The 26,024-nt window shown below is 59.1% G+C and carries 34 protein-coding genes; 32 read left to right on the top strand and 2 right to left on the bottom strand.

Annotation, left to right across the window (positions count from 1 at the left end):
- The first annotated feature begins 52 nt into the window (after nucleotides 1-52).
- The 28 genes from GOV80_RS09220 to GOV80_RS09350 all read left to right on the top strand — a co-directional run bounded on the left by GOV80_RS09220 (nucleotide 53) and on the right by GOV80_RS09350 (nucleotide 22,798).
- Complete coding sequence (locus GOV80_RS09220) at nucleotides 53-907, top strand: hydroxymethylglutaryl-CoA lyase (protein WP_170784202.1); 855 nt, start codon at nucleotides 53-55, stop codon at nucleotides 905-907.
- A gap of 3 nt (nucleotides 908-910) precedes the next feature.
- Nucleotides 911-1,699, top strand: coding sequence for a crotonase/enoyl-CoA hydratase family protein (locus GOV80_RS09225; protein ID WP_170784204.1), 789 nt, complete (start codon nucleotides 911-913; stop codon nucleotides 1,697-1,699).
- Between the two features lie 188 nt (nucleotides 1,700-1,887).
- A complete protein-coding gene (locus GOV80_RS09230) occupies nucleotides 1,888-2,253 on the top strand; it encodes an NADH-quinone oxidoreductase subunit A (protein ID WP_050602775.1) in 366 nt (121 codons plus the stop codon).
- Nucleotides 2,244-2,777 carry a NuoB/complex I 20 kDa subunit family protein gene (locus tag GOV80_RS09235; protein ID WP_037307875.1) on the top strand — a complete coding sequence of 178 codons (534 nt, stop codon included), beginning with the start codon at nucleotides 2,244-2,246 and terminating at the stop codon, nucleotides 2,775-2,777. Before GOV80_RS09230 ends, GOV80_RS09235 begins: the two co-directional genes overlap by 10 nt.
- Nucleotides 2,774-3,100, top strand: coding sequence for an antibiotic biosynthesis monooxygenase (locus GOV80_RS09240; RefSeq protein WP_170769266.1), 327 nt, complete (start codon nucleotides 2,774-2,776; stop codon nucleotides 3,098-3,100). The genes GOV80_RS09235 and GOV80_RS09240 overlap by 4 nt, the downstream gene beginning before the upstream one ends.
- Entirely contained in the window at nucleotides 3,093-3,692 is a 600-nt protein-coding gene (locus GOV80_RS09245) for an NADH-quinone oxidoreductase subunit C (RefSeq protein ID WP_170769267.1), read from the top strand. The genes GOV80_RS09240 and GOV80_RS09245 overlap by 8 nt, the downstream gene beginning before the upstream one ends.
- 5 nt (nucleotides 3,693-3,697) lie before the next feature.
- Entirely contained in the window at nucleotides 3,698-3,874 is a 177-nt protein-coding gene (locus GOV80_RS09250; protein ID WP_170784206.1) for a hypothetical protein, read from the top strand.
- A 1-nt stretch (nucleotide 3,875) separates the two neighbouring features.
- Nucleotides 3,876-3,998: a hypothetical protein gene (locus GOV80_RS22540; protein WP_257599041.1), complete on the top strand. Its 123-nt coding sequence runs from the start codon at nucleotides 3,876-3,878 to the stop codon at nucleotides 3,996-3,998.
- Nucleotides 3,998-5,221, top strand: a complete 1,224-nt coding sequence (locus GOV80_RS09255) for an NADH-quinone oxidoreductase subunit D (RefSeq protein ID WP_170784208.1) — start codon at nucleotides 3,998-4,000, stop codon at nucleotides 5,219-5,221. The genes GOV80_RS22540 and GOV80_RS09255 overlap by 1 nt, the downstream gene beginning before the upstream one ends.
- Nucleotides 5,221-6,327: an NADH-quinone oxidoreductase subunit NuoE gene (gene nuoE / locus GOV80_RS09260; RefSeq protein WP_170784210.1), complete on the top strand. Its 1,107-nt coding sequence runs from the start codon at nucleotides 5,221-5,223 to the stop codon at nucleotides 6,325-6,327. The genes GOV80_RS09255 and nuoE overlap by 1 nt, the downstream gene beginning before the upstream one ends.
- Before the next feature lie 30 nt (nucleotides 6,328-6,357).
- Nucleotides 6,358-6,576 (top strand): DUF5337 domain-containing protein, encoded by a 219-nt coding sequence (locus tag GOV80_RS09265; RefSeq protein ID WP_170784212.1) that lies wholly within the window; start codon nucleotides 6,358-6,360, stop codon nucleotides 6,574-6,576.
- 12 nt (nucleotides 6,577-6,588) lie between these two features.
- A complete protein-coding gene (gene nuoF / locus GOV80_RS09270) occupies nucleotides 6,589-7,887 on the top strand; it encodes an NADH-quinone oxidoreductase subunit NuoF (RefSeq protein WP_170784214.1) in 1,299 nt (432 codons plus the stop codon).
- A gap of 2 nt (nucleotides 7,888-7,889) precedes the next feature.
- Nucleotides 7,890-8,306 carry an MAPEG family protein gene (locus GOV80_RS09275; RefSeq protein WP_170769272.1) on the top strand — a complete coding sequence of 139 codons (417 nt, stop codon included), beginning with the start codon at nucleotides 7,890-7,892 and terminating at the stop codon, nucleotides 8,304-8,306.
- Complete coding sequence (locus GOV80_RS09280; protein ID WP_170784216.1) at nucleotides 8,306-8,689, top strand: hypothetical protein; 384 nt, start codon at nucleotides 8,306-8,308, stop codon at nucleotides 8,687-8,689. Before GOV80_RS09275 ends, GOV80_RS09280 begins: the two co-directional genes overlap by 1 nt.
- Nucleotides 8,690-8,787: 98 nt before the next feature.
- Nucleotides 8,788-9,192: a DUF5333 domain-containing protein gene (locus GOV80_RS09285; RefSeq protein WP_170769274.1), complete on the top strand. Its 405-nt coding sequence runs from the start codon at nucleotides 8,788-8,790 to the stop codon at nucleotides 9,190-9,192.
- Nucleotides 9,193-9,195: 3 nt separating this feature from the next.
- Nucleotides 9,196-11,217 (top strand): NADH-quinone oxidoreductase subunit NuoG, encoded by a 2,022-nt coding sequence (gene nuoG / locus GOV80_RS09290; RefSeq protein ID WP_170784218.1) that lies wholly within the window; start codon nucleotides 9,196-9,198, stop codon nucleotides 11,215-11,217.
- Nucleotides 11,214-11,429 (top strand): hypothetical protein, encoded by a 216-nt coding sequence (locus tag GOV80_RS09295; RefSeq protein ID WP_170769276.1) that lies wholly within the window; start codon nucleotides 11,214-11,216, stop codon nucleotides 11,427-11,429. Before nuoG ends, GOV80_RS09295 begins: the two co-directional genes overlap by 4 nt.
- Nucleotides 11,422-12,459, top strand: a complete 1,038-nt coding sequence (gene nuoH, locus GOV80_RS09300; RefSeq protein ID WP_170769277.1) for an NADH-quinone oxidoreductase subunit NuoH — start codon at nucleotides 11,422-11,424, stop codon at nucleotides 12,457-12,459. Before GOV80_RS09295 ends, nuoH begins: the two co-directional genes overlap by 8 nt.
- A gap of 1 nt (nucleotide 12,460) precedes the next feature.
- On the top strand, nucleotides 12,461-12,955 hold the full coding sequence (nuoI, locus tag GOV80_RS09305) for an NADH-quinone oxidoreductase subunit NuoI (protein ID WP_170769278.1): 495 nt from the start codon (nucleotides 12,461-12,463) through the stop codon (nucleotides 12,953-12,955).
- Entirely contained in the window at nucleotides 12,952-13,362 is a 411-nt protein-coding gene (locus GOV80_RS09310) for a carboxymuconolactone decarboxylase family protein (protein ID WP_170769279.1), read from the top strand. Before nuoI ends, GOV80_RS09310 begins: the two co-directional genes overlap by 4 nt.
- Nucleotides 13,359-13,961, top strand: a complete 603-nt coding sequence (locus GOV80_RS09315) for an NADH-quinone oxidoreductase subunit J (protein ID WP_170784220.1) — start codon at nucleotides 13,359-13,361, stop codon at nucleotides 13,959-13,961. The genes GOV80_RS09310 and GOV80_RS09315 overlap by 4 nt, the downstream gene beginning before the upstream one ends.
- 123 nt (nucleotides 13,962-14,084) lie before the next feature.
- Nucleotides 14,085-14,390, top strand: a complete 306-nt coding sequence (nuoK, locus tag GOV80_RS09320; RefSeq protein WP_170467875.1) for an NADH-quinone oxidoreductase subunit NuoK — start codon at nucleotides 14,085-14,087, stop codon at nucleotides 14,388-14,390.
- Nucleotides 14,391-14,397: 7 nt separating this feature from the next.
- Nucleotides 14,398-16,539 (top strand): NADH-quinone oxidoreductase subunit L, encoded by a 2,142-nt coding sequence (nuoL, locus tag GOV80_RS09325; RefSeq protein ID WP_170784222.1) that lies wholly within the window; start codon nucleotides 14,398-14,400, stop codon nucleotides 16,537-16,539.
- Nucleotides 16,539-18,083, top strand: coding sequence for an NADH-quinone oxidoreductase subunit M (locus GOV80_RS09330; RefSeq protein WP_170784224.1), 1,545 nt, complete (start codon nucleotides 16,539-16,541; stop codon nucleotides 18,081-18,083). The genes nuoL and GOV80_RS09330 overlap by 1 nt, the downstream gene beginning before the upstream one ends.
- Nucleotides 18,084-18,096: 13 nt before the next feature.
- On the top strand, nucleotides 18,097-19,539 hold the full coding sequence (gene nuoN, locus GOV80_RS09335) for an NADH-quinone oxidoreductase subunit NuoN (RefSeq protein ID WP_170784226.1): 1,443 nt from the start codon (nucleotides 18,097-18,099) through the stop codon (nucleotides 19,537-19,539).
- Between the two features lie 54 nt (nucleotides 19,540-19,593).
- Entirely contained in the window at nucleotides 19,594-20,343 is a 750-nt protein-coding gene (locus GOV80_RS09340) for a biotin--[acetyl-CoA-carboxylase] ligase (protein ID WP_170784229.1), read from the top strand.
- Nucleotides 20,344-20,354: 11 nt separating this feature from the next.
- Nucleotides 20,355-21,134 carry a type III pantothenate kinase gene (locus tag GOV80_RS09345; protein WP_170784231.1) on the top strand — a complete coding sequence of 260 codons (780 nt, stop codon included), beginning with the start codon at nucleotides 20,355-20,357 and terminating at the stop codon, nucleotides 21,132-21,134.
- On the top strand, nucleotides 21,131-22,798 hold the full coding sequence (locus tag GOV80_RS09350) for a ribonuclease J (protein ID WP_170784233.1): 1,668 nt from the start codon (nucleotides 21,131-21,133) through the stop codon (nucleotides 22,796-22,798). The genes GOV80_RS09345 and GOV80_RS09350 overlap by 4 nt, the downstream gene beginning before the upstream one ends.
- Before the next feature lie 8 nt (nucleotides 22,799-22,806).
- Here the strand turns inward: GOV80_RS09350 and GOV80_RS09355 are convergent, their stop codons facing one another.
- Nucleotides 22,807-23,508, bottom strand: a complete 702-nt coding sequence (locus GOV80_RS09355; protein ID WP_170784235.1) for an NUDIX hydrolase — start codon at nucleotides 23,506-23,508, stop codon at nucleotides 22,807-22,809.
- Between the two features lie 28 nt (nucleotides 23,509-23,536).
- Complete coding sequence (locus tag GOV80_RS09360) at nucleotides 23,537-23,932, bottom strand: DUF983 domain-containing protein (RefSeq protein ID WP_170769288.1); 396 nt, start codon at nucleotides 23,930-23,932, stop codon at nucleotides 23,537-23,539.
- A 190-nt stretch (nucleotides 23,933-24,122) separates the two neighbouring features.
- Between GOV80_RS09360 and GOV80_RS09365 the strand changes: the two genes are divergently transcribed.
- Genes GOV80_RS09365 through GOV80_RS09380 form a run of 4 tightly spaced genes read left to right on the top strand, consistent with a single transcriptional unit; the run spans nucleotide 24,123 to nucleotide 26,021 of the window.
- Nucleotides 24,123-24,590: an EF-hand domain-containing protein gene (locus GOV80_RS09365; RefSeq protein ID WP_170784237.1), complete on the top strand. Its 468-nt coding sequence runs from the start codon at nucleotides 24,123-24,125 to the stop codon at nucleotides 24,588-24,590.
- Between the two features lie 6 nt (nucleotides 24,591-24,596).
- Entirely contained in the window at nucleotides 24,597-25,211 is a 615-nt protein-coding gene (locus GOV80_RS09370; protein ID WP_170784239.1) for an RNA polymerase sigma factor, read from the top strand.
- Nucleotides 25,204-25,551 carry a hypothetical protein gene (locus tag GOV80_RS09375; protein ID WP_170784241.1) on the top strand — a complete coding sequence of 116 codons (348 nt, stop codon included), beginning with the start codon at nucleotides 25,204-25,206 and terminating at the stop codon, nucleotides 25,549-25,551. Before GOV80_RS09370 ends, GOV80_RS09375 begins: the two co-directional genes overlap by 8 nt.
- Nucleotides 25,548-26,021 (top strand): periplasmic heavy metal sensor, encoded by a 474-nt coding sequence (locus tag GOV80_RS09380; protein ID WP_170784243.1) that lies wholly within the window; start codon nucleotides 25,548-25,550, stop codon nucleotides 26,019-26,021. Before GOV80_RS09375 ends, GOV80_RS09380 begins: the two co-directional genes overlap by 4 nt.
- The last annotated feature ends 3 nt before the right edge of the window (nucleotides 26,022-26,024 follow it).

Raw genomic sequence — 26,024 nt, forward strand, 5'->3', positions numbered from 1 at the left:
CTGCCGCCTTAGCCGTGGCACAGTTGGATCAACAGCTTAGCGGAGGAGTAAGATGGGCGATCGGGTCGAGATATTCGAAGTGGGGCCGCGCGACGGGCTGCAGAATGAACAGCGGGAAATCCCGGTAGCGGAAAAGATCGCTCTGGTGGATTGCCTCAGCCGCGCCGGGTTCAACCGGATCGAGGTGGCCAGCTTTGTCTCGCCCAAATGGGTGCCGCAGATGGCAGGTAGTGCCGAGGTGCTGGCCGGGATCAGCCGGGCCGATGGAATCCGCTATGCTGCGCTGACACCGAATATGCGTGGATATGAGGACGCGTTGGCCGCTAAAGCGGATGAGATTGCAGTGTTTGCCTCGGCGTCCGAGGGGTTCTCGAAGGCCAATATCAACGCGACGATTGCAGAATCTATCGAACGCTTTACCCCGATCCTTGAAGCCGCACGCCATATCGACCTGCCAGTGCGGGGCTATGTGTCTTGCGTGACCGACTGCCCCTATGACGGTCCGACCGCGCCCGAGAAAGTGGCCGAAGTGGCGGACAAGCTGTTTGCGTTGGGCTGTTATGAGATCTCGTTGGGCGATACCATCGGGCAGGGGACGCCGGATACCATTGCTCATATGCTGCTGGCGGTGCGTGAGAGAGTGCCGGTCACGCGGCTGGCGGGGCATTTCCATGACACCAATGGGCGCGCCATCGATAATATCGACGCTGCACTTGCGTTGGGTATGCGGACTTTCGATGCGGCTGTTGGCGGCTTGGGCGGATGCCCATATGCGCCTGGCGCGGCTGGCAATGTCGCGACCGAAGCGGTTGTCGCTCATCTGGAACGATTGGGGTATGAGACGGGCATAGACATGGCCACAGTAGAAGAAGCCGCGCAGATGGCGCGCGCCATGCGGGCGGAGTAAGGGATGTTCGAAACGATCTCGGTTGCGTCGGATGCGCGTGGTGTTGCCACCCTGACGCTGAACCGCCCGGAAAAACACAATGCCATGTCGGCGCAAATGATATCCGAACTCACGCAGGCGGCTGCGCAGTTGGGGGCCGACGACGCAGTTCGGGCGGTTGTTCTGACCGGCGCGGGCAAAAGCTTCTGCGCCGGAGGTGATCTGGGCTGGATGCAGGCGCAGATGGCGGCTGACCCCGCAACCCGTTTCGTTGAAGCACGCAAACTGGCCGAGATGTTGCAGGCCTTGAACACGATGCCCAAACCGTTGATCGGCTTGGTGCAGGGAAACGCATTCGGAGGCGGGGTGGGGCTGGCCTCGGTCTGCGATGTCGCCATTGGAGTTGATACGCTGAAGATGGGGCTGACCGAAACCCGGTTGGGTCTGATCCCGGCCACCATTGGCCCTTATGTAATCTCCCGTATGGGTGCGGCGCGCGCACGGCGCGTCTTCATGTCGGCGCGCCTCTTCGATGCCGCCGAAGCCGTTCAGCTTGGTCTGTTGGCCAAGATTGTCCCGGTAAATGATCTGGCCGATGCGGTTGAGGCCGAAGTCACACCCTATCTGTCCTGTGCGCCCGGCGCGGTCGCCTCGGCCAAAGCGCTGGTGCGTGATCTGGGGCCGCGGATTGACGACACCGTGATCGACCAGACCATCCGCGCCTTGGTGGATCGGTGGGAAACCGATGAAGCGCAGGAGGGAATCGCCGCCTTTTTCGAGAAACGAAAAGCTGCATGGATTGATAAGGTTTAGCCGATAGTCCCAAGCCAGCGGGGTCGGGAATCGCCGCGGTGAACCAACCCGTATTGGCAAGTGGATATTTCCCGCCCTGCGCGTTTGTGTTCGGTTGACCCTCTGACCCCGCAGGGATAGAGAATGACCAGTCAACACGCCAATTGACGGCGCACCCTTTGGGGGTATGCGCAGGAAAGGAGCTATTCGTGGAAGACCTGCTGCGGGAGTACCTCCCGATTCTGGTGTTTCTGGCCGTTGCCGTAGGCCTTGGGATCGTCCTGATTCTGGCCGCTGTGGTTTTGGCTGTCCGTAATCCCGACCCTGAAAAGGTCAGCGCATATGAATGTGGCTTCAACGCCTTTGACGATGCGCGGATGAAGTTCGATGTCCGGTTCTACCTAGTCTCGATCCTATTCATCATCTTCGATCTAGAAATCGCCTTCCTGTTCCCCTGGGCCGTTGGCTTCAAAGACATCAGCGATGTGGGATTCTGGTCCATGATGGTGTTTTTGGGCGTTCTGACCATAGGCTTTGCCTATGAATGGAAGAAAGGGGCCTTGGAATGGGAGTGATGACGGGCGCAAACACCGCCGGCGTCGATAAAGAAGTCGCCACCCAGGCCCTGAATGCCGAGTTACAGGACAAGGGTTTCCTGCTGACCTCAACCGAGGACATCATCAACTGGGCGCGTACCGGGTCTTTGCACTGGATGACATTCGGTCTGGCCTGCTGCGCGGTTGAGATGATGCACACCTCGATGCCACGCTATGATGCGGAACGGTTTGGCATCGCACCGCGTGCCTCCCCGCGTCAGTCCGACGTGATGATCGTGGCCGGGACGCTGACCAACAAGATGGCCCCTGCGCTGCGCAAGGTCTATGACCAGATGCCCGAGCCGCGTTATGTCATCTCGATGGGGTCCTGCGCCAATGGGGGCGGGTACTACCACTATTCCTATTCTGTCGTGCGCGGCTGTGACCGGATCGTGCCCGTGGATATCTACGTGCCCGGTTGCCCCCCGACCGCCGAGGCGCTGCTGTACGGCCTGATGCAGCTGCAACGCAAAATTCGCCGCACGGGGACGATTGTCCGATGAGTGCTGCTGTCGTCAGGCGCTGGGAAGCCGTTGTCGCTCGGGAGGATGTTCCGGGCTGGGTTGAGACATTTCGTACTCGTGCTTTGCCCGGAATGCGCACCCTGAACGGGTTCCTGTCAGTTTCCTTCTTGGTCAGACGCGAGCAGGACCCTTGCCACATCGTCGTGCTGACAAAATGGCGCGATATGGCGGCTATTGTGGCCTACGCTGGCCAAAACGCCGAAAAGACGGTCATGCCTGATTTTATGGCGAAGTTTTTCAAGTCATACGATGCCGAAGCAACGTTTTATGACGAAGTTCTTCAGGAGGGACGCGATGAGTGAAGCGCTCAAAGAACTCGGCGCGCAGCTTGAGCTGAAGCGGGCCGATTGTGTTCTGTCCTGGGATGTGACCCATGGCGAACTGAACGTGGATGTGGCCCCATCGAACCTTGTGGAATTCGTGGAATTCCTGCGGACGGACCAGAACTGCAAGTTCTCGTCTCTGGTTGATATCACCGGCGTCGATTACCCCGAACGGGCCAAGCGGTTCGATGTGGTTTATCACTTCTTGTCGATGTACCAGAACCAGCGCATTCGCCTGCGGGTTTCGGTGCGCGAAGAGGATATGGTGCCTTCGATCGTGGATGTTCACCCCTCGGCCAACTGGTTCGAACGTGAGGTGTTCGACATGTTCGGCATCCTGTTCTCGGGTCACCCCGACCTGCGGCGGATCCTGACTGACTATGGCTTCCGCGGCTATCCGCTGCGCAAGGATTTCCCGACGACGGGCTATACCGAGGTTCGCTATGACGAGGCTGAAAAGCGCGTCGTATACGAACCGGTCAGTCTGGTGCAGGAATACCGGCAGTTCGATTTCATGTCCCCTTGGGAAGGTGCGAATTACATTCTGCCAGGGGATGAAAAACAGGAGTAGCCATCATGTTTGAGTTCCTGATCTGGATAGTTCTGGTGGTCGTAACGATCGTACCGATGATCAAGCTGCTGCCGCATTTCGGGATCAACAAGAACTGGGCGTTTGCCTGCGTCATCTCTCCGGCTGTGATTGTCCTGTTGTGGATGATGGCCATGAAGCTGCAAGAGATGGAGCGACGCTGACATGATGGGCGAACTGATCATTTTGGGCGCTTTGGGCGTCTTGCTTGCAGGGGCCGCAGCCAAGGCGGCTGAGGCCGAAAAGGTCCGGGTTCGGGCCGAGGCAAAGAAGAAACGAGGGCGTTGATGGACGGCTCAAGATACGATGACGGCAGCACGGACGCGCTGAGCGGAGAACAGAAGATCCGCAACTTCAACATTAACTTCGGTCCGCAACACCCAGCGGCGCACGGAGTTTTGCGCCTTGTGCTTGAGCTGGACGGCGAGATTGTCGAACGCTGCGACCCGCATATCGGTCTGCTGCACCGTGGCACCGAAAAGCTGATGGAAAGCCGGACGTATCTGCAGAACCTGCCGTATTTCGACCGTCTGGACTACGTGGCGCCGATGAATCAGGAACATGCCTGGTGTTTGGCCATTGAAAAACTAACCGGGGTTGAGGTGCCGCGCCGTGGCTCGCTGATCCGGGTTCTGTATTCCGAGATCGGGCGCATCCTGAACCACCTGCTGAACGTGACGACGCAGGCTATGGACGTGGGCGCGCTGACGCCGCCGCTCTGGGGATTTGAAGAACGCGAAAAGCTGATGGTGTTCTATGAGCGTGCCTGTGGTGCCCGCCTGCATGCCGCTTATTTCCGCCCCGGTGGTGTGCATCAGGACCTGCCGCCAGAACTGCTGGATGATATCGAAGCGTGGAGCCACGAATTCCCCGCCGTTCTGGACGACATTGACGGGCTGCTGACCGAAAACCGCATCTTCAAACAGCGCAACGCCGATATTGGCGTCGTGACCGAGGATGACATTCAGAAATACGGTTTCTCGGGCGTGATGGTGCGCGGCTCGGGTCTGGCATGGGATTTGCGTCGTGCGCAGCCCTATGAATGCTATGACGAGTTCGAGTTCCAGATCCCTGTCGGCAAGAATGGCGACTGCTATGACCGCTATCTGGTGCGAATGGAAGAGATGCGTCAGTCACTGCTGATCATCCGCCAGGCCATCGCCACAATCCGCGAATGCCCCGGAGACGTTCTGGCACGCGGAAAGATCACCCCGCCGAAACGCTCGGACATGAAGACCTCGATGGAGAGCCTGATCCATCACTTCAAGCTTTATACCGAGGGCTTCCACGTCCCTGCAGGCGAGGTCTATGCCGCCGTCGAAGCCCCTAAAGGTGAGTTCGGCGTCTATCTGGTGGCCGACGGCACCAACAAACCCTACCGCGCCAAACTGCGCGCGCCGGGCTTCCTGCACCTGCAAGCCATGGACCACGTCGCCGGAGGGCACCAACTGGCCGACGTCGCCGCCATCATCGGCACCATGGATGTCGTATTTGGAGAGATTGACCGCTAATGCTCCGCCGTCTTCACCCCGAACAACCCGATGCTTTCGCCTTCACTGCTGCCAACCAGCAATGGGCCGAAGCACAGATCACCAAATACCCCGAGGGTCGCCAGGCCAGCGCGGTGATCCCGCTGCTGTGGCGCGCGCAAGAGCAGGAGGGGTGGCTGTCCCGTCCGGCGATTGAATCCGTCGCCGACATGCTGGGCATGGCCTATATCCGCGTGCTTGAGGTCGCCTCGTTCTATTTCATGTTCCAACTGCAACCGGTTGGATCGGTGGCGCATATTCAGGTGTGCGGCACGACGTCCTGCATGATCTGCGGGGCCGAGGACTTGATCACGGTCTGCAAGGAAAAGATCGCGGCCAAGCCGCACGCGCTGTCCGCCGATGGCAAGCTGAGCTGGGAAGAGGTTGAATGCCTCGGCTCTTGCACTAACGCGCCGATGGCGCAGATCGGCAAGGATTACTACGAAGACCTGACCGCAGAGAGCTTTGGCAAGATCATCGATGATCTGGTGGCGGGCAAGGTTCCGACTCCGGGTCCGCAGAATGGGCGCTATGCAGCGGAACCGCTCAGCGGACTCAGCAGTCTGGCGGAGTACGAGGCGGGCAAGCCTGAATACAATGCCAGTGTTGAGCTGGCGACCGATTTGGGTGACACCGTCAAGCGCATCGACGGGACCGAGGTTCCGATCCTGACCCCGTGGTTGGGCAAGGATGGCAAGACGGCGGCAAGCAAATCGGCCCCGAAACCTCCGAAGGAAGGCGCGACGCCGAAACCTGCTGTGAAGCAGGCTGAAGAGGCGAAGGCCAAAGCGGCGGATGAGGACCAGCCCGAAACGCTAACCGCAGCGCGCGGTGGCAAGGCCGATGATCTGAAGATGCTGAAAGGTGTCGGGCCGAAGCTGGAAGAAAAGCTGAACGATCTGGGCGTCTACCACTATGACCAGATCGCAAAGTGGACGGCCGCGAACATTGCCTGGGTGGACGCTCGGTTGAAGTTCAAGGGCCGGATTGAACGCGATGGCTGGGTTGCGCAGGCAACCAGTCTGGCTGCGGGGGAAGAGACCGATTTTGCCAAACGTGCCAAGGAAGACGGCACTTACGAGGATTAAGCGGGTGCCCATCCGGGGCATCGGGATGAGATGGACAAAGACAAGGAACAGGCCATAGCCCGAAAGGGCCGTCACATCGGCATCGTCATCGCTGCGACGATGGTGCTGTGGCTTGTCATGTCTTTTGTTGGTCCGCAGTTGGGGCTGCCGGGCCGATATGCGCTGCTGTTTGATTTTGCCGCACTAGCGGGATTCATCTATGCGGGCGTCAACATTTTTCAACTCTGGCGTATGCGTCAGGACAGCTGAAGGTAACACGCGATGCTGAAGGATCAGGACCGGATCTTTACCAACATCTACGGGATGCATGAGCGCACATTGCGGGGCGCGCAGGCGCGCGGGCATTGGGACGGCACGGCTGGCCTGATCGAAAAGGGCCGCGACTGGATTATCCAGACGATGAAGGACTCGGGCCTGCGCGGTCGTGGCGGTGCGGGCTTTCCGACCGGTTTGAAATGGTCGTTCATGCCCAAGGAAAGCGACGGTCGTCCGGCATATCTGGTTGTGAATGCGGATGAATCCGAGCCCGGCACCTGCAAAGACCGAGAGATCATGCGCCATGACCCGCACACGCTGATCGAGGGCTGCCTGATCGCTTCTTTCGCGATGAATGCGCATACTTGCTACATCTACCTGCGCGGCGAATATATCCGCGAGCGTGAGGCGCTGCAGGCGGCGATTGATGAAGCCTACGATGCCGGTCTGCTGGGCAAGAACGCCGCCGGTTCGGGTTGGGATTTCGACCTGTTCCTGCATCACGGGGCCGGGGCATATATCTGTGGTGAAGAAACCGCCTTGATCGAAAGCCTTGAAGGCAAGAAGGGCATGCCCCGGATGAAGCCTCCGTTCCCGGCGGGCGCTGGCCTATATGGTTGCCCGACGACAGTGAACAATGTGGAATCGATCGCCGTTGTGCCGACGATCCTGCGCCGAGGGGCGGATTGGTTTGCGGGCTTTGGCCGTCAGAACAACGCGGGCACCAAGCTATTTGCGATCTCGGGCCATGTAAATAACCCTTGTGTGGTCGAAGAAGCGATGTCGATCTCGTTTGAGGAACTGATTGAGACCCATTGCGGCGGTATTCGCGGCGGCTGGGATAATCTGCTGGCGGTGATTCCGGGTGGCTCGTCTGTTCCTTGCGTGCGCGGTGAAAACATGCGCGACGCGATCATGGATTTTGACTACCTGCGCAACGACCTGGGCTCGGGCCTGGGAACGGCGGCGGTGATCGTGATGGACAAATCCACCGATATCATCAAGGCAATCTGGCGGCTGTCGAAGTTCTACAAGCACGAAAGCTGTGGCCAGTGTACGCCGTGCCGCGAAGGCACCGGCTGGATGATGCGCGTGATGGATCGTCTGGTGCGCGGTGAGGCTGAGCTGGAAGAGATCGACATGCTGTTCGATGTGACCAAACAGGTCGAAGGTCACACAATCTGCGCCTTGGGCGACGCGGCTGCTTGGCCGATCCAGGGTCTGATCCGCAATTTCCGCGAAGAGATCGAGGATCGCATCAAGGCACAAAAATCCGGTCGCAGCGGCGCGATGGCGGCGGAGTAAACATGGACGTCTTCGCAGAATACGGCCACGCAATTGCCTCGGTGATGGTTTTCACCCTGGTGGTGCTTTTCATGGCTCCGTTCACGGCACTGGCAAAGACGGCCAAGGGGCTGGCACCGGGGGCTACACCGTCGCAAGACTATGCAGATAAGGCCTATCGACTGAACCGAGCCTATTTGAACGGGACGGAAACCCTGCCTGCTTTTGCAGCAGTGGTCGTGGCGGCGGTTCTGATGGGGGTCAGCCCGTTCTGGGTGAACCTACTGGCGTCGATCGCACTGGTTGCGCGACTTGTGATGCTGGTAGTGCATATTCGTGGAATCGGAAAGCCAAACAGTGGGTTGCGTTCGGTTCTTTATGTGTTGGGGTGGGTCTGCATGTTCGTGATAGGCCTGATGGCACTGGTGGCGGCGTTCTGATGCAGCAGGTAGATTTTTCATCTGTAAGAAAACGCGCGCGCCACCCCTTGGGTTTTGCGATCATCGCTTTGATGCTGGTGTCGGCCTGCGGCGTCATAACACCGTCCTCACAGCGTGTGGCCTTTGACGGTCACTTCTTCAAAACCAAGGTCAAGCAGGTGGACAAAAAGGCCTCGCCTACGGATTTTACCGTCCTGGTAAACGACGTCTCGACCTCGCTGGACGGCGCGCGCGCGGCAGCACAGCATGAGGCTATCAAGTTCTGCATTGCCAATTTTGGCTCGTCCCGTATCGACTGGGCCGTGGGGCCGTTTACAGAGACGGAAAAACTGCGCGTCAGCGATGACAAGATCACCTTTATCGGGCGGTGCCGTCGTCCATGACGCGATTTTCCGCATATCACGCAGGGTTGCGCGACGTGTTATTGCATAGCGCAGCGCACACCGGTCGTCTTGGGTTTCCCAAGACGAAAGGATTTGTGATGTCTGGAATGAAGATGCTGACCTTGGCCGCCGTGCTGACCCTGCCGGTCTCAGCGGATGCCAAACCGCCTTTGCGCGAGGTCAAAGAGATTGACGATCAGCTTTACTATATCGCCATCGCAAATGAGATTTCCGAGATTTGCCCCACCGTCAGTGGGCGACGGCTCAAGGCGATTGGCGTGTTGTGGGATCTTCGGTCGAAAGCGAACAAACTGGGGTACTCGGACAAGGAAATCCGGGCGTATATCGAATCCGATGCTGAAAAAGACCGGATGCGCGCCAAGGGCGAGGCGTATCTGGCGCAGCAGGGGGTGACGTATGACTCTCCTGAAACATTCTGCTCGTTGGGGCAGAAGGAAATCGAAAGAAACAGCGCCATTGGCGTTTATTTGAGGGCGAACTAGACCATGTCTGACCTCCGCAAGATCAATATCGACGGGCAGGAAATCGAAGTCGATGGTGCGATGACCCTGATTCAGGCGTGTGAAGAGGCCGGGGTCGAGGTGCCGCGTTTCTGCTACCACGAACGTCTGTCGATTGCCGGGAACTGCCGGATGTGTCTGGTTGAGGTTGTGGGCGGCCCGCCGAAACCCGCCGCGTCCTGCGCGATGCAGGTGCGCGACTTGCGGCCGGGGCCGGAAGGCCAGCCGCCGGTGGTCAAGACGAACTCTCCCATGGTCAAGAAGGCCCGCGAAGGCGTGATGGAGTTCCTGCTGATCAACCACCCTCTGGACTGCCCGATCTGCGATCAGGGCGGCGAGTGTGATCTGCAGGATCAGGCGATGGCCTATGGTTTGTCCGGCACGCGCTTCAAGGAAGCTAAGCGCGCAGTCGATGATCTGGATCTGGGGCCGTTGGTTGGAACGGCGATGACCCGTTGCATCAGCTGTACGCGTTGCGTGCGCTTCACGACCGAGGTCGCCGGGATTACTCAGATGGGCCAGACGGGGCGTGGCGAGGATGCCGAGATCACCTCGTACTTGAACCAGACGTTGGATTCGAACCTGCAGGGCAACATTATCGACCTATGTCCGGTTGGGGCGCTGACCTCGAAGCCTTATGCCTTTACCGCGCGTCCGTGGGAGCTGACCAAGACCGAAAGCGTCGATGTCATGGATGCTCTGGGCTCGAACATTCGCGTAGACACCAAGGGACGCGAAGTGATGCGGTTCCTTCCGCGCAACCATGACGGCGTGAACGAGGAATGGATCAGCGACAAGACGCGGTTTGTTTGGGATGGCCTGCGCCGTCAGCGTCTGGACAAGCCTTACGTGCGCGAAAACGGCAAACTGCGCCCGGCCTCGTGGCCCGAGGCGCTGACCAAGGCCGCCGAGACGCTTAAAGGCGCCGAGAAGCTGGCCGGGATCGTGGGTGATCTTGTTCCGGTTGAGGGCGCCTTTGCATTGAAACAGATGATCGAGGGGCAGGGCGGTGTTGTCGAATGCCGCACGGACGGGGCTAAGCTGCCGGCGGGCAACCGTGCGGCCTATGCTGGCACCGCTGCGATCGAGGATATCGACAGCGCTGAACGTATCCTGTTGATCGGCACCAACCCGCGCGACGAAGCTCCGGTTCTGAACGCCCGCATCCGCAAGGCGTGGGCGCATGGCGCTGAGGTTGCTCTGGTCGGGTCCGCCGTTGATCTGACCTATGAATATCACCATATGGGCGACGACCGCGCGGCGCTGCAAGCTGCGCTGGATATGGGCGGGGATGATGAGATCAAGGCCAAGCCGTCGCTGGTCATCGTGGGTCAGGGTGCCTTGCAAGAGGCTGACGGGGCCGCTGTTCTGGCCGCAGCGCAAACCATCGCTGCAAATACCGAAAGCGGCCTGATTGTTCTGCACACTGCTGCGTCTCGTGTAGGTGCGATGGATGTGGATGCTACCAACGAAGGCGGCATGGAAGCGATCAGTGCCGCTGACGTGATCTACAACCTCGGCGCGGATGAGGTCGAGATTGGCGAGGGTGCCTTTGTGATCTATCAGGGTAGCCATGGCGACCGGGGCGCGCACCGTGCCGACGTGATCTTGCCCGGCGCGGCCTATACCGAGGAAAATGGCCTGTTCGTGAACACCGAAGGCCGTCCGCAACTGGCCATGCGCGCCGGGTTTGCACCGGGTGACGCCAAGGAAAACTGGGCAATCCTGCGGGCCTTGTCGGCCGAGTTGGGCGCGACACTGCCCTACGACTCGCTGGCGCAACTGCGCACTGCATTGATCGAGGCGGTCCCGCATCTGGCGCAGATCGACGAAGTCGTCGAGAACGAAGTTCAAGCGCTGGAATCGGGAAAACTAGGTGATGCCAGCTTCCGATATGCGATCAAGGATTTCTATCTGACCAACCCTATCGCACGTGCCTCGCAGCTAATGGCCGAGCTTTCGGCGCAGGCACAGGCCCGCAAATCCGAAAAGATTGCGGCGGAATGAACCAGACAGTTTTCATATCGCAGGCAGGGGCGAGTGCCGGGTGGCAGATCGCCGCGCCCGAATTGCGTGTGAAATTCAACAATAAGGGTGGCGCAATGGCGGCAGATGCTGTTTACACCAACGCGCCGACCCAACCGCAAAATGCGCAGGCATATGGCCTTCGTATCGCACGCGGAAAACGGAATACCCACGGTGTGAGGACCAATGGCTGAATTCTTTAACACCCCAGGCGGAATTGCCATTATCATTCTGGCGCAAGTGCTTGCAGTCGTTGCCTTTGTGATGATCTCGCTCTTGTTCCTCGTTTATGGCGACCGCAAGATCTGGGCCGCGGTCCAGATGCGTCGGGGCCCCAACGTGGTGGGCGTCTATGGCCTGCTGCAATCGGTAGCGGATGCGCTGAAATACGTGGTGAAAGAGGTTGTCATTCCGGCAGGTGCCGACCGCACAGTATTCATGCTGGCACCGCTGACCTCCTTCGTGCTGGCGATGATCGCCTGGGCGGTGATCCCCTTCAACGATGGCTGGGTGTTGTCTGACCTGAACGTGGCGATCCTGTATGTCTTTGCCGTATCGTCGTTGGAAGTTTATGGCGTGATTATGGGCGGTTGGGCGTCGAACTCAAAGTATCCGTTCCTTGGGTCGCTGCGGTCTGCGGCGCAGATGATTTCGTACGAGGTCTCGCTGGGCCTGATCATTATCGGAGTGATCATCTCGACCGGGTCGATGAATTTTGGACACATCGTCGAGGCGCAGGACGGTCGGTTTGGCTTCTTCAGCTGGTACTGGCTGCCGCATTTCCCGATGGTGTTCCTGTTCTTTATCTCGGCGCTGGCCGAAACCAATCGCCCACCGTTTGACCTGCCCGAGGCAGAATCGGAACTGGTGGCAGGCTATCAGGTCGAATACTCGGCCACGCCCTTCCTGCTGTTCATGGCAGGTGAATACATCGCCATCTTCCTGATGTGTGCGCTGATCTCGCTGCTGTTCTTTGGCGGCTGGCTGTCGCCGATCCCGGGCTTGCCCGATGGCGTTCTATGGATGGTCGCCAAGATGGCGTTCTTCTTCTTCCTCTTCGCGATGGTCAAGGCAATCACACCGCGCTACCGCTATGACCAGCTGATGCGGTTGGGCTGGAAGGTATTCCTGCCGTTCTCGCTGGTCTGGGTGGTCTTCGTGGCCTTCGCGGCGAAATTCGACTGGTTCTGGGGCGCGTTCGCCCGTTGGAGCGTAGGAGGCTGATATGACCCAAATCGACTATACCCGCGCCGCCAAATACTTCCTGCTGCAGGACTTCTGGGTCGGCATGAAGCTGGGGCTGAAGTATTTCTTCGCCCCTAAGGCCACCGTGAACTACCCGCATGAAAAGGGACCGCTGTCCCCGCGCTTTCGCGGTGAACACGCCCTGCGTCGCTATCCGAATGGTGAAGAACGCTGCATCGCCTGTAAACTGTGCGAGGCGATCTGCCCGGCCCAGGCCATAACCATCGACGCTGAACCGCGCGAGGACGGCAGTCGCCGCACCACCCGCTACGATATCGACATGACCAAATGCATCTATTGCGGCTTCTGCCAAGAGGCCTGCCCGGTCGATGCCATCGTCGAAGGTCCGAATTTCGAATTCGCCACGGAAACCCGCGAAGAGCTTTTCTATGACAAGGAAAAACTCCTGTCGAATGGCGAGCGCTGGGAGGCTGAAATCGCCCGTAATCTGGAAATGGACGCGCCGTACCGATGAACGACAAAAGCTCGAACCCGTTTGAACTGATGATGAAACAGGCGCAGGACATGGCGAAGGCGATGAATCCGGCGATGGAGAACTTTTCGCCCAAAGGGTTCGAAGCGCTTTGGCCGACGATGCCGAAAGAGGTCATGGAAATGATGTTCGGCAACACCGTCAACAAGGACGGGCTGGACGCCAAGACTCGCCTTTTGCTGACGTTGGCCGGGCTGACCATGCAGGGCGCGCAAGCGGATTCAGCGGTACGTCAGACCGTGCGCCACGCGTTGGAGGCTGGTGCCAAGAAACAAGAGATCGTCGAAACGATCGGGCAGATGTCGGTTTTTGCCGGCATCCCGGCCATGACCCGTGCGCTGGAACTGGCGCAAGAGGTTCTGGGCGACAACGAGGATAAGGATCAATGACCGTCTTTGCCTTCTATCTGTTTGCGATCAGCGCCATCACCGGCGGCCTGTTCACGGTGATCAGCCGGCAGCCTGTGCACTCAGTGTTGTGGCTGATCCTGTCCTTCCTGTCCTCGGCGGGGCTGTTCGTGCTGCTGGGTGCCGAGTTCGTGGCGATGCTGTTGATCATCGTCTATGTCGGTGCGGTCGCGGTTCTGTTCCTGTTCGTGGTGATGATGCTCGACGTGGACTTTGCCGAGCTTAAGGCCGAGATGGCGCGCTATATGCCGCTCGCGCTACTGATCGGTCTGGTCATTCTGATGCAGTTCGTCATGGCCTTTGGGGCCTGGGACAGCGCGCAGGGTGCTGCGGCCAATCTGGCCCAGCCGATCCCGGCGGACCGTCACAATACCGAGGCGCTGGGCGTCATCCTGTACGATCAATACTTCCTTCTGTTCCAACTGGCGGGCTTGATCCTGCTGGTGGCAATGATCGGTGCCATCGTGCTGACCCTACGCCACCGTCAGGACATCAAGCGTCAGGACATCATCGGCCAGATGATGCGCGACCCGGCCAAGGCGATGGAGCTGAAGGACGTGAAACCGGGGCAGGGGTTGTGACATTGCCGCTGGTACTTCCAATGGAGTACTGGCTGCTAAAAATACTAATTGCGGTGCCTGTTGTACTTGGTTGGATCGGGTATAGGGCCGCGAAAAACAGGAAACGAATGGGACCGAAAGAAAATGATCGGACTTGAACATTACCTGACTGTGGCGGCGACGCTGTTCGTCATCGGCATCTTCGGTCTCTTCCTGAACCGCAAGAACGTCATCATCCTGCTGATGAGCATCGAGTTGATGCTTTTGGCGGTGAATATCAACCTCGTGGCGTTTTCCAGCTTCCTTGGCGATCTGGTCGGGCAGGTGTTTACGCTGTTTGTCCTGACAGTTGCGGCAGCAGAGGCGGCCATTGGTCTGGCCATTCTGGTCTGCTTCTTCCGCAACCGTGGCACCATCGCGGTTGAAGACGTCAATATTATGAAGGGCTAAGAGAACTATGGAAACCACCATCCTCTTTGCTCCGCTGGTGGGCGCGTTGATCTGCGGTTTCGGCTGGCGGTTCATTGGTGAGAAAGCTGCCATGTGGACGGCTACGGGCCTGCTGTTTCTGGCCTGTCTGCTGTCGTGGATCGTGTTCTTTGCCTTCGACGGGGTGACGCAACAGATCGAGATCATGCGCTGGATCGAAAGCGGATCATTGTCGACAAGCTGGGCCATTCGTCTGGACCGTCTGACGGCGATCATGCTGATCGTGGTGACAACCGTCTCGGCGCTGGTTCACCTCTATTCCTTCGGTTACATGGACCATGACCCGCAATGGCGTGAGGGCGAAAGCTATAAGCCGAGGTTCTTCGCCTATCTGTCCTTCTTCACCTTTGCGATGCTGATGCTGGTGACGGCGGACAATCTGGTGCAGATGTTCTTTGGTTGGGAGGGCGTGGGTGTCGCATCCTACCTGCTGATCGGATTCTATTACCGTAAGCCGAGCGCCAATGCGGCGGCGATGAAAGCCTTCATCGTGAATCGCGTGGGCGACTTTGGCTTTGCTCTGGGTATCTTTGCGCTGTTCTTGCTGACCGATAGCATCAACTTCTCGGACATTTTCGCCTCGGCCCCGGCTTTGGCTGAGGAAAAGCTGCACTTCCTGTGGGGCGAATGGACCGCTGTTGAAGTCATCTGCGTGCTGCTCTTCATCGGCGCGATGGGGAAATCGGCGCAGCTGATCCTGCACACATGGTTGCCCGACGCGATGGAAGGCCCGACGCCTGTGTCGGCCCTGATCCACGCCGCAACCATGGTGACCGCAGGTGTGTTTCTTGTATGCCGCATGTCGCCGTTGATGGAGTTCGCGCCGGGTGCGACCGGTTTCATCACCGTGCTGGGCGCAACGACCGCGTTTTTTGCGGCGACCGTGGGTCTGGTTCAGACCGACATCAAGCGCGTCATCGCCTATTCGACCTGTTCGCAACTGGGCTACATGTTTGTGGCCGCAGGTGTCGGCATGTATTCGGCGGCGATGTTCCACCTGTTCACGCACGCGTTCTTCAAGGCGCTGTTGTTCCTTGGCGCGGGGTCCGTGATCCACGCCATGCATCACGAACAAGAGATGACTGAGTATGGTGGATTGCGGAAAAAGATCCCCTATACGTTCTGGGCGATGATGATCGGCACGCTGGCCATCACGGGCGTTGGCATTCCGCTGACGACCTTCGGTTTCGCTGGCTTCCTGTCGAAGGATGCGATCATCGAGAGCGCCTATGCCGGTGGGTCTTCCTATGGCTTCTGGCTGCTGGTCGTAGCGGCGGCGTTTACGTCCTTCTACAGCTGGCGTCTGATCTTCCTGACCTTCTACGGCACACCGCGCGGCGACAAGCATACGCATGATCATGCGCATGAAAGCCCGATGGTCATGCTGGTGCCGCTGGGCGTTCTGTCTCTTGGTGCGGTCTTTGCGGGCATGATTTGGTACGGCAATTTCTTCGGCCACGCGGACAAGGTCGGCAAGTTCTATGGCATCCCGGTGGCTGAGGCATCGGAACATGCCGAGGCCGGTGATCACAGCAAGGCGGACGCGCATGGCGATGATAGCCACGCTGATGAAAGCCACGGCGATGACCACGCGGATGACGGTCATGGTGAAAAGGATGCTCATGGCGAACATCACTATGTTTTCGCAGGTGAGCCGGGCGAGGGCGCGCTGTACATGGCGCCGGACAACCATGTGCTGGACGATGCGCATGCGGCGCCTAAGTGGGTCAAGGTTTCGCCCTTTGTTGCGATGCTGCTGGGCTTTGCGATGGCCTATTGGTTCTACATCGTGAACCCATCGCTGCCGGGACGTCTGGCACAGAACCAGCGTCCGCTGTACCTGTTCCTGCTGAACAAATGGTACTTTGACGAGATCTACAACGTGATCTTCGTCAAACCCACCGTGGCGCTTGGCCGGTTCCTGTGGAAACGCGGTGATGGCAACACCATTGACGGCTTCCTAAACGGGATTGCCATGGGCGTTGTTCCCTTCTTCACCCGCCTCGCAGGCAAGGCGCAGACGGGCTACATCTTTACTTATGCCTTCTGGATGGTCTTGGGGATAGCAGCCCTTGTCACCTGGATGTCGATCGGCGGAGGCGCACACTAATGGATAATATCCTCTCGATCGTTACTTTCATCCCCGCTGTGGCAGCGGCCATTCTGGCCCTGTTCCTGCACGGAGATGACGACGCCGCGCAGCGCAACGCGAAATGGGTCGCGCTGGTGGCGACCACGGTGACGTTCCTTGTCTCGATTGGCATCTATACGGGCTTTGATCCATCCAACACCGGCTTTCAGATGGTGGAAGAGGGTGAGTGGCTGCTGGGCCTGAAATACAAGATGGGCGTGGACGGCATCAGCGTGCTGTTCGTGCTGCTGACGACCTTCATCATGCCGCTGACGATTCTGGCCAGTTGGCAGGTTACTGACCGAGTCAAGGAATACATGATCGCCTTCCTGCTGCTGGAAACGCTGATGCTGGGCGTGTTCATGGCACTGGACCTGGTGCTGTTCTACTTGTTCTTTGAGGCTGGTCTGATCCCGATGTTCCTGATCATCGGTATCTGGGGCGGGGCGAACCGCATCTATGCCAGCTTCAAGTTCTTCCTCTATACCTTCCTCGGCTCGGTGCTGATGCTGGTGGCGATGGTGGCGATGTATGCGGATGCGGGCACGACGGATATTGAGGCGCTGATGAGCCATCACTTCTCATCCGAGAGCTTCAGCGTGATGGGCATTTATGTGGTCGGCGGGATGCAGACGCTGATGTTCCTGGCGTTCTTTGCCTCATTTGCCGTGAAAATGCCGATGTGGCCGGTTCATACCTGGCTGCCGGACGCGCACGTTCAGGCGCCGACGGCGGGTTCGGTCGTGCTGGCGGCGATCCTGCTGAAGATGGGCGGCTATGGTTTCCTGCGGTTCAGCTTGCCGATGTTCCCAGTGGGCTCGGCGGTGATGACCGATCTGGTGCTGTGGATGTCGGCGATTGCGGTTGTCTACACCTCGCTGGTGGCGCTGGTGCAGGAGGATATGAAAAAGCTGATCGCTTATTCCTCGGTCGCGCATATGGGCTTTGTGACCATGGGCATCTTTGCGGCGAACCAGCAAGGGATTGATGGCGCGATTTTCCAGATGCTGAGCCACGGGTTTATCTCGGCGGCACTGTTTCTGTGTGTGGGCGTGATTTATGACCGGATGCACACCCGGGATATCGACGCTTATGGCGGTCTGGTCATCCGGATGCCGGCTTACGCGCTGGTCTTCATGCTGTTCACCATGGCGAATGTCGGCCTGCCGGGCACGTCCGGGTTTATCGGCGAATTCCTGACCCTGATGGGGGCCTTCCAGGTTAACACATGGGTAACGGCGGTGGCTGCAACCGGCGTGATCTTCTCTGCCGGGTATGCGCTGTGGCTGTACCGTCGCGTGGTCTTTGGCGATCTGATCAAGGAAAGCCTCAAGGCCATGACTGACATGAGCTCGCGCGAGCGGCTGATCTTTGCACCGCTGATCATCATGACGATCCTGCTGGGCGTCTACCCATCGCTGGTGACCGATGTGATCGGCGACTCGACCGCCGCGCTGATTTCGAACTATGACACGGCTCTGGCCGCGGCTGAGGCCGTGATCCAGACAGCCGCTTCGCATTAAGGGAGCTTCGGAGATGATCCAAGCTGATCTGACAATCATCCTGCCAGAGATCGTTCTGGCCGTATATGCGATGGCGGCGCTGATCGGGGCTGTCTACACCACAAAAGACGGGCTGGCGCCGGTTCTGGTCTGGGCGACCTCGGGCCTGATGGCGCTGCTGGCGATTTGGATTGCCACCAATGGCGACGGTGTGAATGTGGCCTTTAACGGGATGTTCGTGGATGACGGTTTCTCGCGCTTTGCCAAGGTTGCAATCCTGCTGTCAGCGGCAGCCGTTCTATTGATGAGTCAGGATTACATGTCGCGCCGTGGGTTGTTGCGGTTCGAATACCCCTTGCTGGTGGCACTTGCCGCCGTGGGTATGATGATGATGGTCAGCGCGGGCGACCTGATGTCCCTGTATATGGGGTTGGAACTGCAATCGCTGGCCCTGTACGTCGTGGCCGCTCTGCGCCGCGACAGTGCGAAATCGACTGAGGCCGGTTTGAAGTACTTCGTTCTGGGCGCGCTCAGCTCGGGCTTGCTGCTGTATGGTGCATCATTGGTTTACGGCTTCACGGGCACCACGCTGTTCTCGGGCATCATCCAGACGGTTCATCACGGCGACGTCTCGGTTGGCCTGCTGTTCGGTTTGATCTTCCTGATCTCGGGACTGGCGTTCAAGGTCTCGGCGGTGCCGTTCCATATGTGGACACCGGATGTTTACGAAGGCTCACCCACGCCGATCACCGCGTTCTTTGCGACCGCTCCAAAAGTAGCGGCGATGGCATTGTTTGCGCGACTTCTGCATGACGCGTTCGGCGGTGTGATCAAGGATTGGCAGCAAGTGATCGTTTTGCTCTCGGTCCTGTCGATGCTGTTGGGTGCGGTGGCCGCGATTGGCCAGCGCGACATCAAACGACTGATGGCGTTTTCGTCGATTGCCCATATGGGCTATGCGTTGATCGGTCTGGCGGCGGGTACTGAAATGGGCGTCAAGGCGATGCTGATGTATCTGGCGATCTACGTGACCATGAATATCGGCACCTTTGCCTTCATCCTGATGATGGAGCGCGACGGCAAACCCGTCACCGATATTGATGCGCTGCGGCAATATTCTAAACGTGATCCGGGTAAGGCGCTGGCGGTTCTGATCCTGATGTTCAGCCTTGCGGGCGTCCCGCCGATGCTGGGCTTCTTCGCCAAGTTCGGCGTTTGGCAGGCCGGTGTCAGCGCGGGCCTGACCGGTCTGGTGATCGTGTCGGCCATCGCCTCGGTCATTGGTGCGTTCTACTACCTGCGGATCGTGTTCTACATGTATTTTGGCGAGGAGAACGAGGACCCGATCGAGACGCATTCCACGCCCGTTCTATGGGTTGCGTTGATGGGGTCGGCTGCTCTGATGTTGGTAGGTATCTTCTATCAGTTCGGGGTTGAGGGCGCAGCGGCAACTGCGGCAGCGACGCTTGTTAACTGATCTCCAGCTCACTCAATTCAGGAGGGCTCGGTCACTGGACCGGGCCTTTTTGCGATGACGCAGTGGCCACAGGGATATGGGTTGCACGTGCTGCAAACGGTCGACAGCACACTGAATGAGGCGGCGCGTATCGCCCCCACTGCGGCAGGGCCGGTCTGGATCATGGCCTATAATCAAACCTCGGCGCGCGGGCGGCGGGGCAGGGCCTGGGCAAACCCGGTTGGAAACCTCGCTGCTACGTTATTGATGCGCCCGCAAGGCGCGCCGGAGCAGGCGGCATTGCGCAGCTTCGTCGCAGCGCTTGCGCTGTACGATGCCTGTGTCGCTGTGGCGGGGCGGTCTGACGGATTGTCGCTGAAATGGCCCAATGACGTGCTGCTGAACGGCGGCAAGCTGGCTGGCATCCTGCTTGAAAGCACGGGCATGGGGCGCGAGCTGAGCCATTTGGCGATTGGCATAGGGGTCAACCTATCACAAGCCCCGCAGCCTGACGCGCTTGAGGAAGGAGCGGTTCGCCCGGTTTCGCTTTTGTCCGAGACCGGGGCCGACGTTATGCCTGAGGATTTTCTGACCGAGCTGGCCGCCAACTATGCGCGCTACGAAACCCAGTTCGTGACCTACGGGTTCGAACCGATCCGCACGGCATGGTTGGACCGGGCCGCGCGCCTGGGCGAGGTGATCACGGCGCGGACCGCAACGTCGGAAACGGTTGGCACGTTTGAAACGGTGGACGGGAATGGCAACCTTGTCTTAAACACCGCCAAAGGCCGCGCGGCCATACCTGCCGCGGACGTATATTTCTAAAGGGGTCTGAGATGCTTCTTGCAATCGACTGCGGCAACACAAACACAGTGTTCTCGATCTGGGACGGCGCGCAATTTCTGTGCACCTTGCGCACCTCGACCCATCACTCCCGCACGGCGGATGCCTATTTCACATGGTATTCGACTCTGGTGAAACACTACGGGATAGAGGCGGATATCACCGATGTCGTGATCGCGTCGACCGTGCCGCGTGTGGTGTTCAATCTGCGCATCTTTGCAGACCGTTTCTTTGGCTGCCGTCCGCTGGTTGTGGGCAAGCCGGAATGCCTTTTACCGGTCGCGCCGCGCATCGACGAAGGCACTATTCCGGGACCGGACAGGTTGGCCAACGCGGTTGGTGCGTTTGATCGTCATGGCGGCGATGTGGTTGTGGTTGATTTCGGAACCGCCACGAATTTCGATGTTGTTGCCTCGGACGGGGCTTACGTGGGCGGCATTATTGCACCGGGTGTGAACCTCAGCCTTGAAGCGCTGCACCAAGGCGCGGCAGCGTTGCCTCATATCGACATCACGCGCCCGGAAAAAGTGATTGGGACAAATACGGTTGGCTGTATCCAATCGGGCGTGTATTGGGGCTATTCCGGTTTGATCGAGGGGCTGATTGCCCGGATCAGGGCGGAATATGGAATGCCGATGAAAGTCGTTGGAACCGGAGGGCTTGCACCTCTGTTCGATCAGGCGGATGTGGGCTTTGACGTGATCGAGGATGATCTGACGATGCACGGTCTGACCGTGATCCATCGCTATAACAAGGAAAATGGCTCAACATGAGCAGTGAACGACTGATCTATCTGCCGCTGGGCGGTGCAGGCGAAATCGGCATGAACGCCTATGCCTATGGCTATGGCAAGCCGGGGCAGGAACGTCTGATCCTCGTCGATCTTGGGGTGACGTTTCCGGATATGGACACCACGCCGGGCGTCGATCTGATCCACGCGGATATCTCGTGGCTGCAGGAACGCGCTGATCGTCTTGACGCCATCTTCGTCACACACGCCCACGAAGACCACGTGGGGGCCGTAGCGCATTGCTTTGAGGCATTGGGCGCGCCGGTCTATGCCCGTGCCTTCACCGCCAATATCGCGCGCCGCAAGATGGATGAACATGGCCATCCCGAGGACGCCGTTCAAACCGTGTCGCCATGGCCCGAGCAGGTTCAGGTGGGGCCGTTCTCGGTCGGTTTCCTGCCGGTCTCGCATTCGATCCCGGAAAGTGCAGCCTTGATCATCGACTCGCCTGCGGGCCGGGTCGTGCATTCGGGTGACTTCAAGCTGGACACCAACCCTGTGGTAGGTGAGCCTTTTGACGCCGATTTGTGGGCCGAGATTGCCAAACCGGGCGTCAAGGCTCTGGTTTGTGACAGCACCAATGTATTCTCGCCCCATGACGGGCGATCGGAATCCGAGGTCGGCCCCGAGATCACCAAACTGGTCGAAAGCGCCGAAGGGATGGTTGTCGCGACCACTTTCGCGTCCAACGTCGCACGGGTGAAAACCCTGGCCGAGGCGGGGCAGCGGGCCGGACGCTCGGTCGTGTTGCTGGGCCGCGCGATGCGCCGCATGATCGAAGCCGCCACCGAAACCGGCATCCTGTCGGATTTCCCCAAAGTCATCAGCGCAGAAGAGGCGGTGGACGTTCCACGCCAGAACCTGATGTTGATCGTGACTGGCAGCCAAGGCGAACGCCGTGCCGCCAGCGCGCAACTGGCCCGTGGCAAGTATCGCGGTCTGGAGTTGAAAGAGGGCGATCTGTTTCTGTTTTCGTCGAAAACCATTCCGGGCAATGAGCGGGGCGTGATCTTCATCATCAACCAGCTTAGTGAAAAAGGGGTGGACGTGGTCGATGACAGCTCGGGGCTATATCACGTGTCGGGCCATGCCAACCGCCCTGATCTTGAGAGGGTACATGCGCTGATCGACCCTCAGGTCGTGATCCCGATGCATGGTGAACATCGCCATCTGCGCGAGCACGCCAAGCTGGCCGAAGCTGGGGGACGCACAGGAATTCTGGCCGTGAACGGCACGATGCTGGATCTGACCGGCAACGCACCGAAAGTGGTGGACTATGTCGAGACGGGTCGGACTTATCTGGACGGCACTGTCAAGGTCGGGGCGCTGGACGGCGTTGTACGGGATCGTATCCGCATGGCTCTGAACGGTCATGTGACCGTCACGGTCATTCTGGACGAAGAGGATGAACCGCTGGGTGAGCCGTGGTGCGATACGATGGGCCTGCCCGAGATTGGGTCCTCTCGCGCGGCATTGGCCGAGGTTTTGGAAGAGGATCTGAACCAATTCCTGATGCGCGCCGACGCCAAAACGCTGCGCGACGACGACAAGCTGGAAGAGGCCATGCGCCGGATCGTGCGCCAGACCGCCAAGGCCGAGATCGGCAAAAAGCCCGAGGTCACGACGGTGATCAGCCGAATGAAATAGGCGCAACCTCAGTCTGTCAGAGGCATCGGATAGCCTTTGAGTTTCAGAAACAAGCTCTCCTCTTCCTGATTCAGCAGGAAGGGGACCGATGTTGGCGGCGCGGGGTCTGATACGCGCGCTGCAATCTCGGCCAGCACGACCTCGGTGATAAAGGGCAGGTCAAACTCGCGCGCGCGATCCAGCGGCACCCATTGCAGGTGAGACAGCTCATCCGAGGCGCGCGAGAAGTCGTCCAGGTCGCCCTGAACCGCCGAAGCATCGACAAGGAAAAACCGCGCATCGAACCGCCGGGGGCGACCCGGAGGCGTCACCGCGCGAAATACGAATTGCAGCGCTTGGGCCGTTGGGCGATAACCTAGCTGGGCGAACTCGGCCCAATCTTCCGGTGGCTGTCCGGGCCATGTTCCGGGTTGACCCAGAACCAGGCCGGTTTCCTCCCACAACTCGCGGATGGCTGCGGCGGCAAGCGCATTTTGCAGACCCGCCTCTGCCCGCTCGGACAGGCGGTCATGGCACAAGTCGGACAGGGCCGTGGCCAATTCAACGTTGGCGTCTTCGGCGTCAACCGCGCCGCCCGGAAAGACAAACTTGTTGGGCATGAAAGCGGCTTTCGCGCCCCGTTGCCCCATCAGGATCGACGGGTCTGACAAACGGTCACGTAGAACAATGACCGTTGCCGCGTTGCGGATGGCGGTCTTGTCCTGTGTCATGTGCGGATCAATCCGGTCGGAAATCGCATTACGCGTTCTCGAATCCGTGCATGCGACGTGCCCATTGATAGGCCACAACAGCCCCTTTCAGGCGCGGCAGCAAGAACAGCGACAACGCCGTACAACCGATTGCAAAAATCAGGAACATGGTCAGCGGTTCAGGCCGGAACTCGACATAAGTCACGTGCAGCGCAGGGGCCAGCAGGTGGCCGACCAGCAGGATCGTCAGATAGGCAGGGCCATCGTCGGCGCGGTGATGAAACAGCTCTTGCCCGCAATTCGAGCAGCTATCATTGACCTTGAGATAGCCGCTCAGCAGCTTGCCCTCACCACATTTCGGGCAGCGGCCGCGAAAGCCTTTCAGCAGTGCTGGCTTGGTGGCGCGATCCGCATCGGGCTGGGTGTCTATTGTTTGATCTGTCATTGCGAGACTCACGGGTTTCAATGGGCGGATATTGCGCATCTTTTGTGCAACTTAAAAGGGGGGTGCGTCGCTTTGCGCCCTGAAAGGTGACGGAAAAAAATTTCAATTTTTGCGACGGAACCCCGGTGAATCTGCGTTTGAACCTATGTAGGCAGCGACAAAAGCGCTGTGCAAACAAAGGGAAACCGACATGAAAAGCGCAAAAATCATACCTGCGATTATCCTTGGGGCCGTTGCGATCACGGCGACCTCCGCTCTGGCCGCAGGGCCACGCAATCACGAACCTGTGACGTTTCAGGAACTGGATGCCAATGGCGACGGGCAGGTGACGAAGGATGAAATGCAGGCCCACCGCGCCAAGCGCTTTACGGATGCAGATGCCAATGGCGACGGGCAACTGACCGTCGAAGAGATGCAGGCGGCGGGGCAGCAGAAGGTGAACGACCGTGTCGCCAAAATGTTCGAAAAGCACGATGCCAATCAGGACGGATTTCTGAGCGAGGATGAGTTGCCCAAACCGCGCCGGGCTGACAAGATGTTTGATCGTATCGACGCTGATAGCAACGGTTCGATTTCGGAACAGGAATTTGCCGATGCAAAGGACAGGATGGGCAAGCGTCACAAGAAACGCGCCAAATCGGATACCGACGATAGCTGATTTGGAATGCGGGACTTGAGGCCCTCAGGTCAGATCGTCCGCGGCGCTGACAGTGCCGCGGATGCGCCAGCGGATGATGTCCTGCTGGCCATGTTCGCCGCAGGTGATGCGGCGGCTGCGCGTGTGCTGACTGACAGGCTGGGCCCGCGAAGCTATTCGGTGGCGCTGCGGATGCTGGGTAACCGGGCCGAGGCCGAGGATATGACCCAGGAGGCGATGATGCGGCTGTGGAAGGTCGCGCCGGATTGGGTGGCGGGGCAGGCCAAGGTCTCGACCTGGCTGTACCGTGTGACGATGAACCTGTGTCTGGATCGGCTGCGCAAACAGACGCCTGACCGATTGTCGGATGTGCCAGAGCCCGAGGACGGGTGTGCCAGTGCAGCGCAGAAGATGCAGGACGAAGCCCGCCGGGACGCGTTGCAGGCGGCCTTGTCGAAACTTCCGGACCGGCAGCGACAGGCCGTGATACTGCGCCATATCGAGGAATTGCCCAACCCCGAGATTGCCGGGATCATGGAGCTTTCGGTCGAAGCGGTGGAAAGTTTGACGGCGCGGGGCAAGCGGGCTCTGACAGCGATATTGGTGGGGCGACGGGACGAATTGGGGTATGATGATGACTGATGATGACACGCAACTGGATCAGCTTTTTGCACAGGCCCGTCAGGATCGGCCGGCGCTGCCTGACGATTTGGCCGTTCGCATCCTGACCGATGCTGAAGCGGTGCGGCTGAACCTTACCAAACCCAAGCGGTCTGCGCCCCGATCCGTTTTTCGCCGCATGGTCGAAGGGATCGGTGGCTGGCAGGGCCTGAGCGGTCTGGCCGCCGCCAGTGTCGCCGGCCTGTGGATCGGGTTCGCTGCGCCGGATTTCCTGCCTGACGCGGCCACTTACCTCTACGGATCGGAGGCCACATTTGCACTTGCCGATCTGGACACATCATTCCTGGAGGACGCCGAATGAGCGACAATCCCAAGCCCAAACGCCGTTGGATGCCCATTTTGTTGGTGGTTTCCCTTGCCGTGAACTTGCTGATTGTAGGCGTAGCAGTCGGAACGGTTCTTCGGGTCAAAGGCAGTGACCATGCAAAGGCGCCACCCGGTTTTGGCTCGGCTCTTTATCGCGCGTTGCCGAAAGAGGACCGCAAGGCGCTGCGCGGGGATTTGTCGAAACAGCACCGCAAAGGCTCAAAGCTGCGGTCAGAGGATTTCGCCATGCTCAGCGCAGCCCTGCGCGCCGATCCGTTCGACCCCGAATCCGTTCGGGCGATACTGGCTAATCAGAGCGCGTCGCTGGTGTCGTTGCAGATGTCCTTGCAGAATGAATGGCTGACGCGCGTCTCTGCAATGAGCGAAGAGGAACGTATGGACTATGCCGCGCGTTTGGATGAGGTCGTACGCCGCGGCCCTCATAAACGGGGCAAAAAGGACTGATCT

The sequence above is a fragment of the Ruegeria lacuscaerulensis genome (genome assembly GCF_013034685.1).
Taxonomy (GTDB): domain Bacteria; phylum Pseudomonadota; class Alphaproteobacteria; order Rhodobacterales; family Rhodobacteraceae; genus Ruegeria; species Ruegeria lacuscaerulensis_B.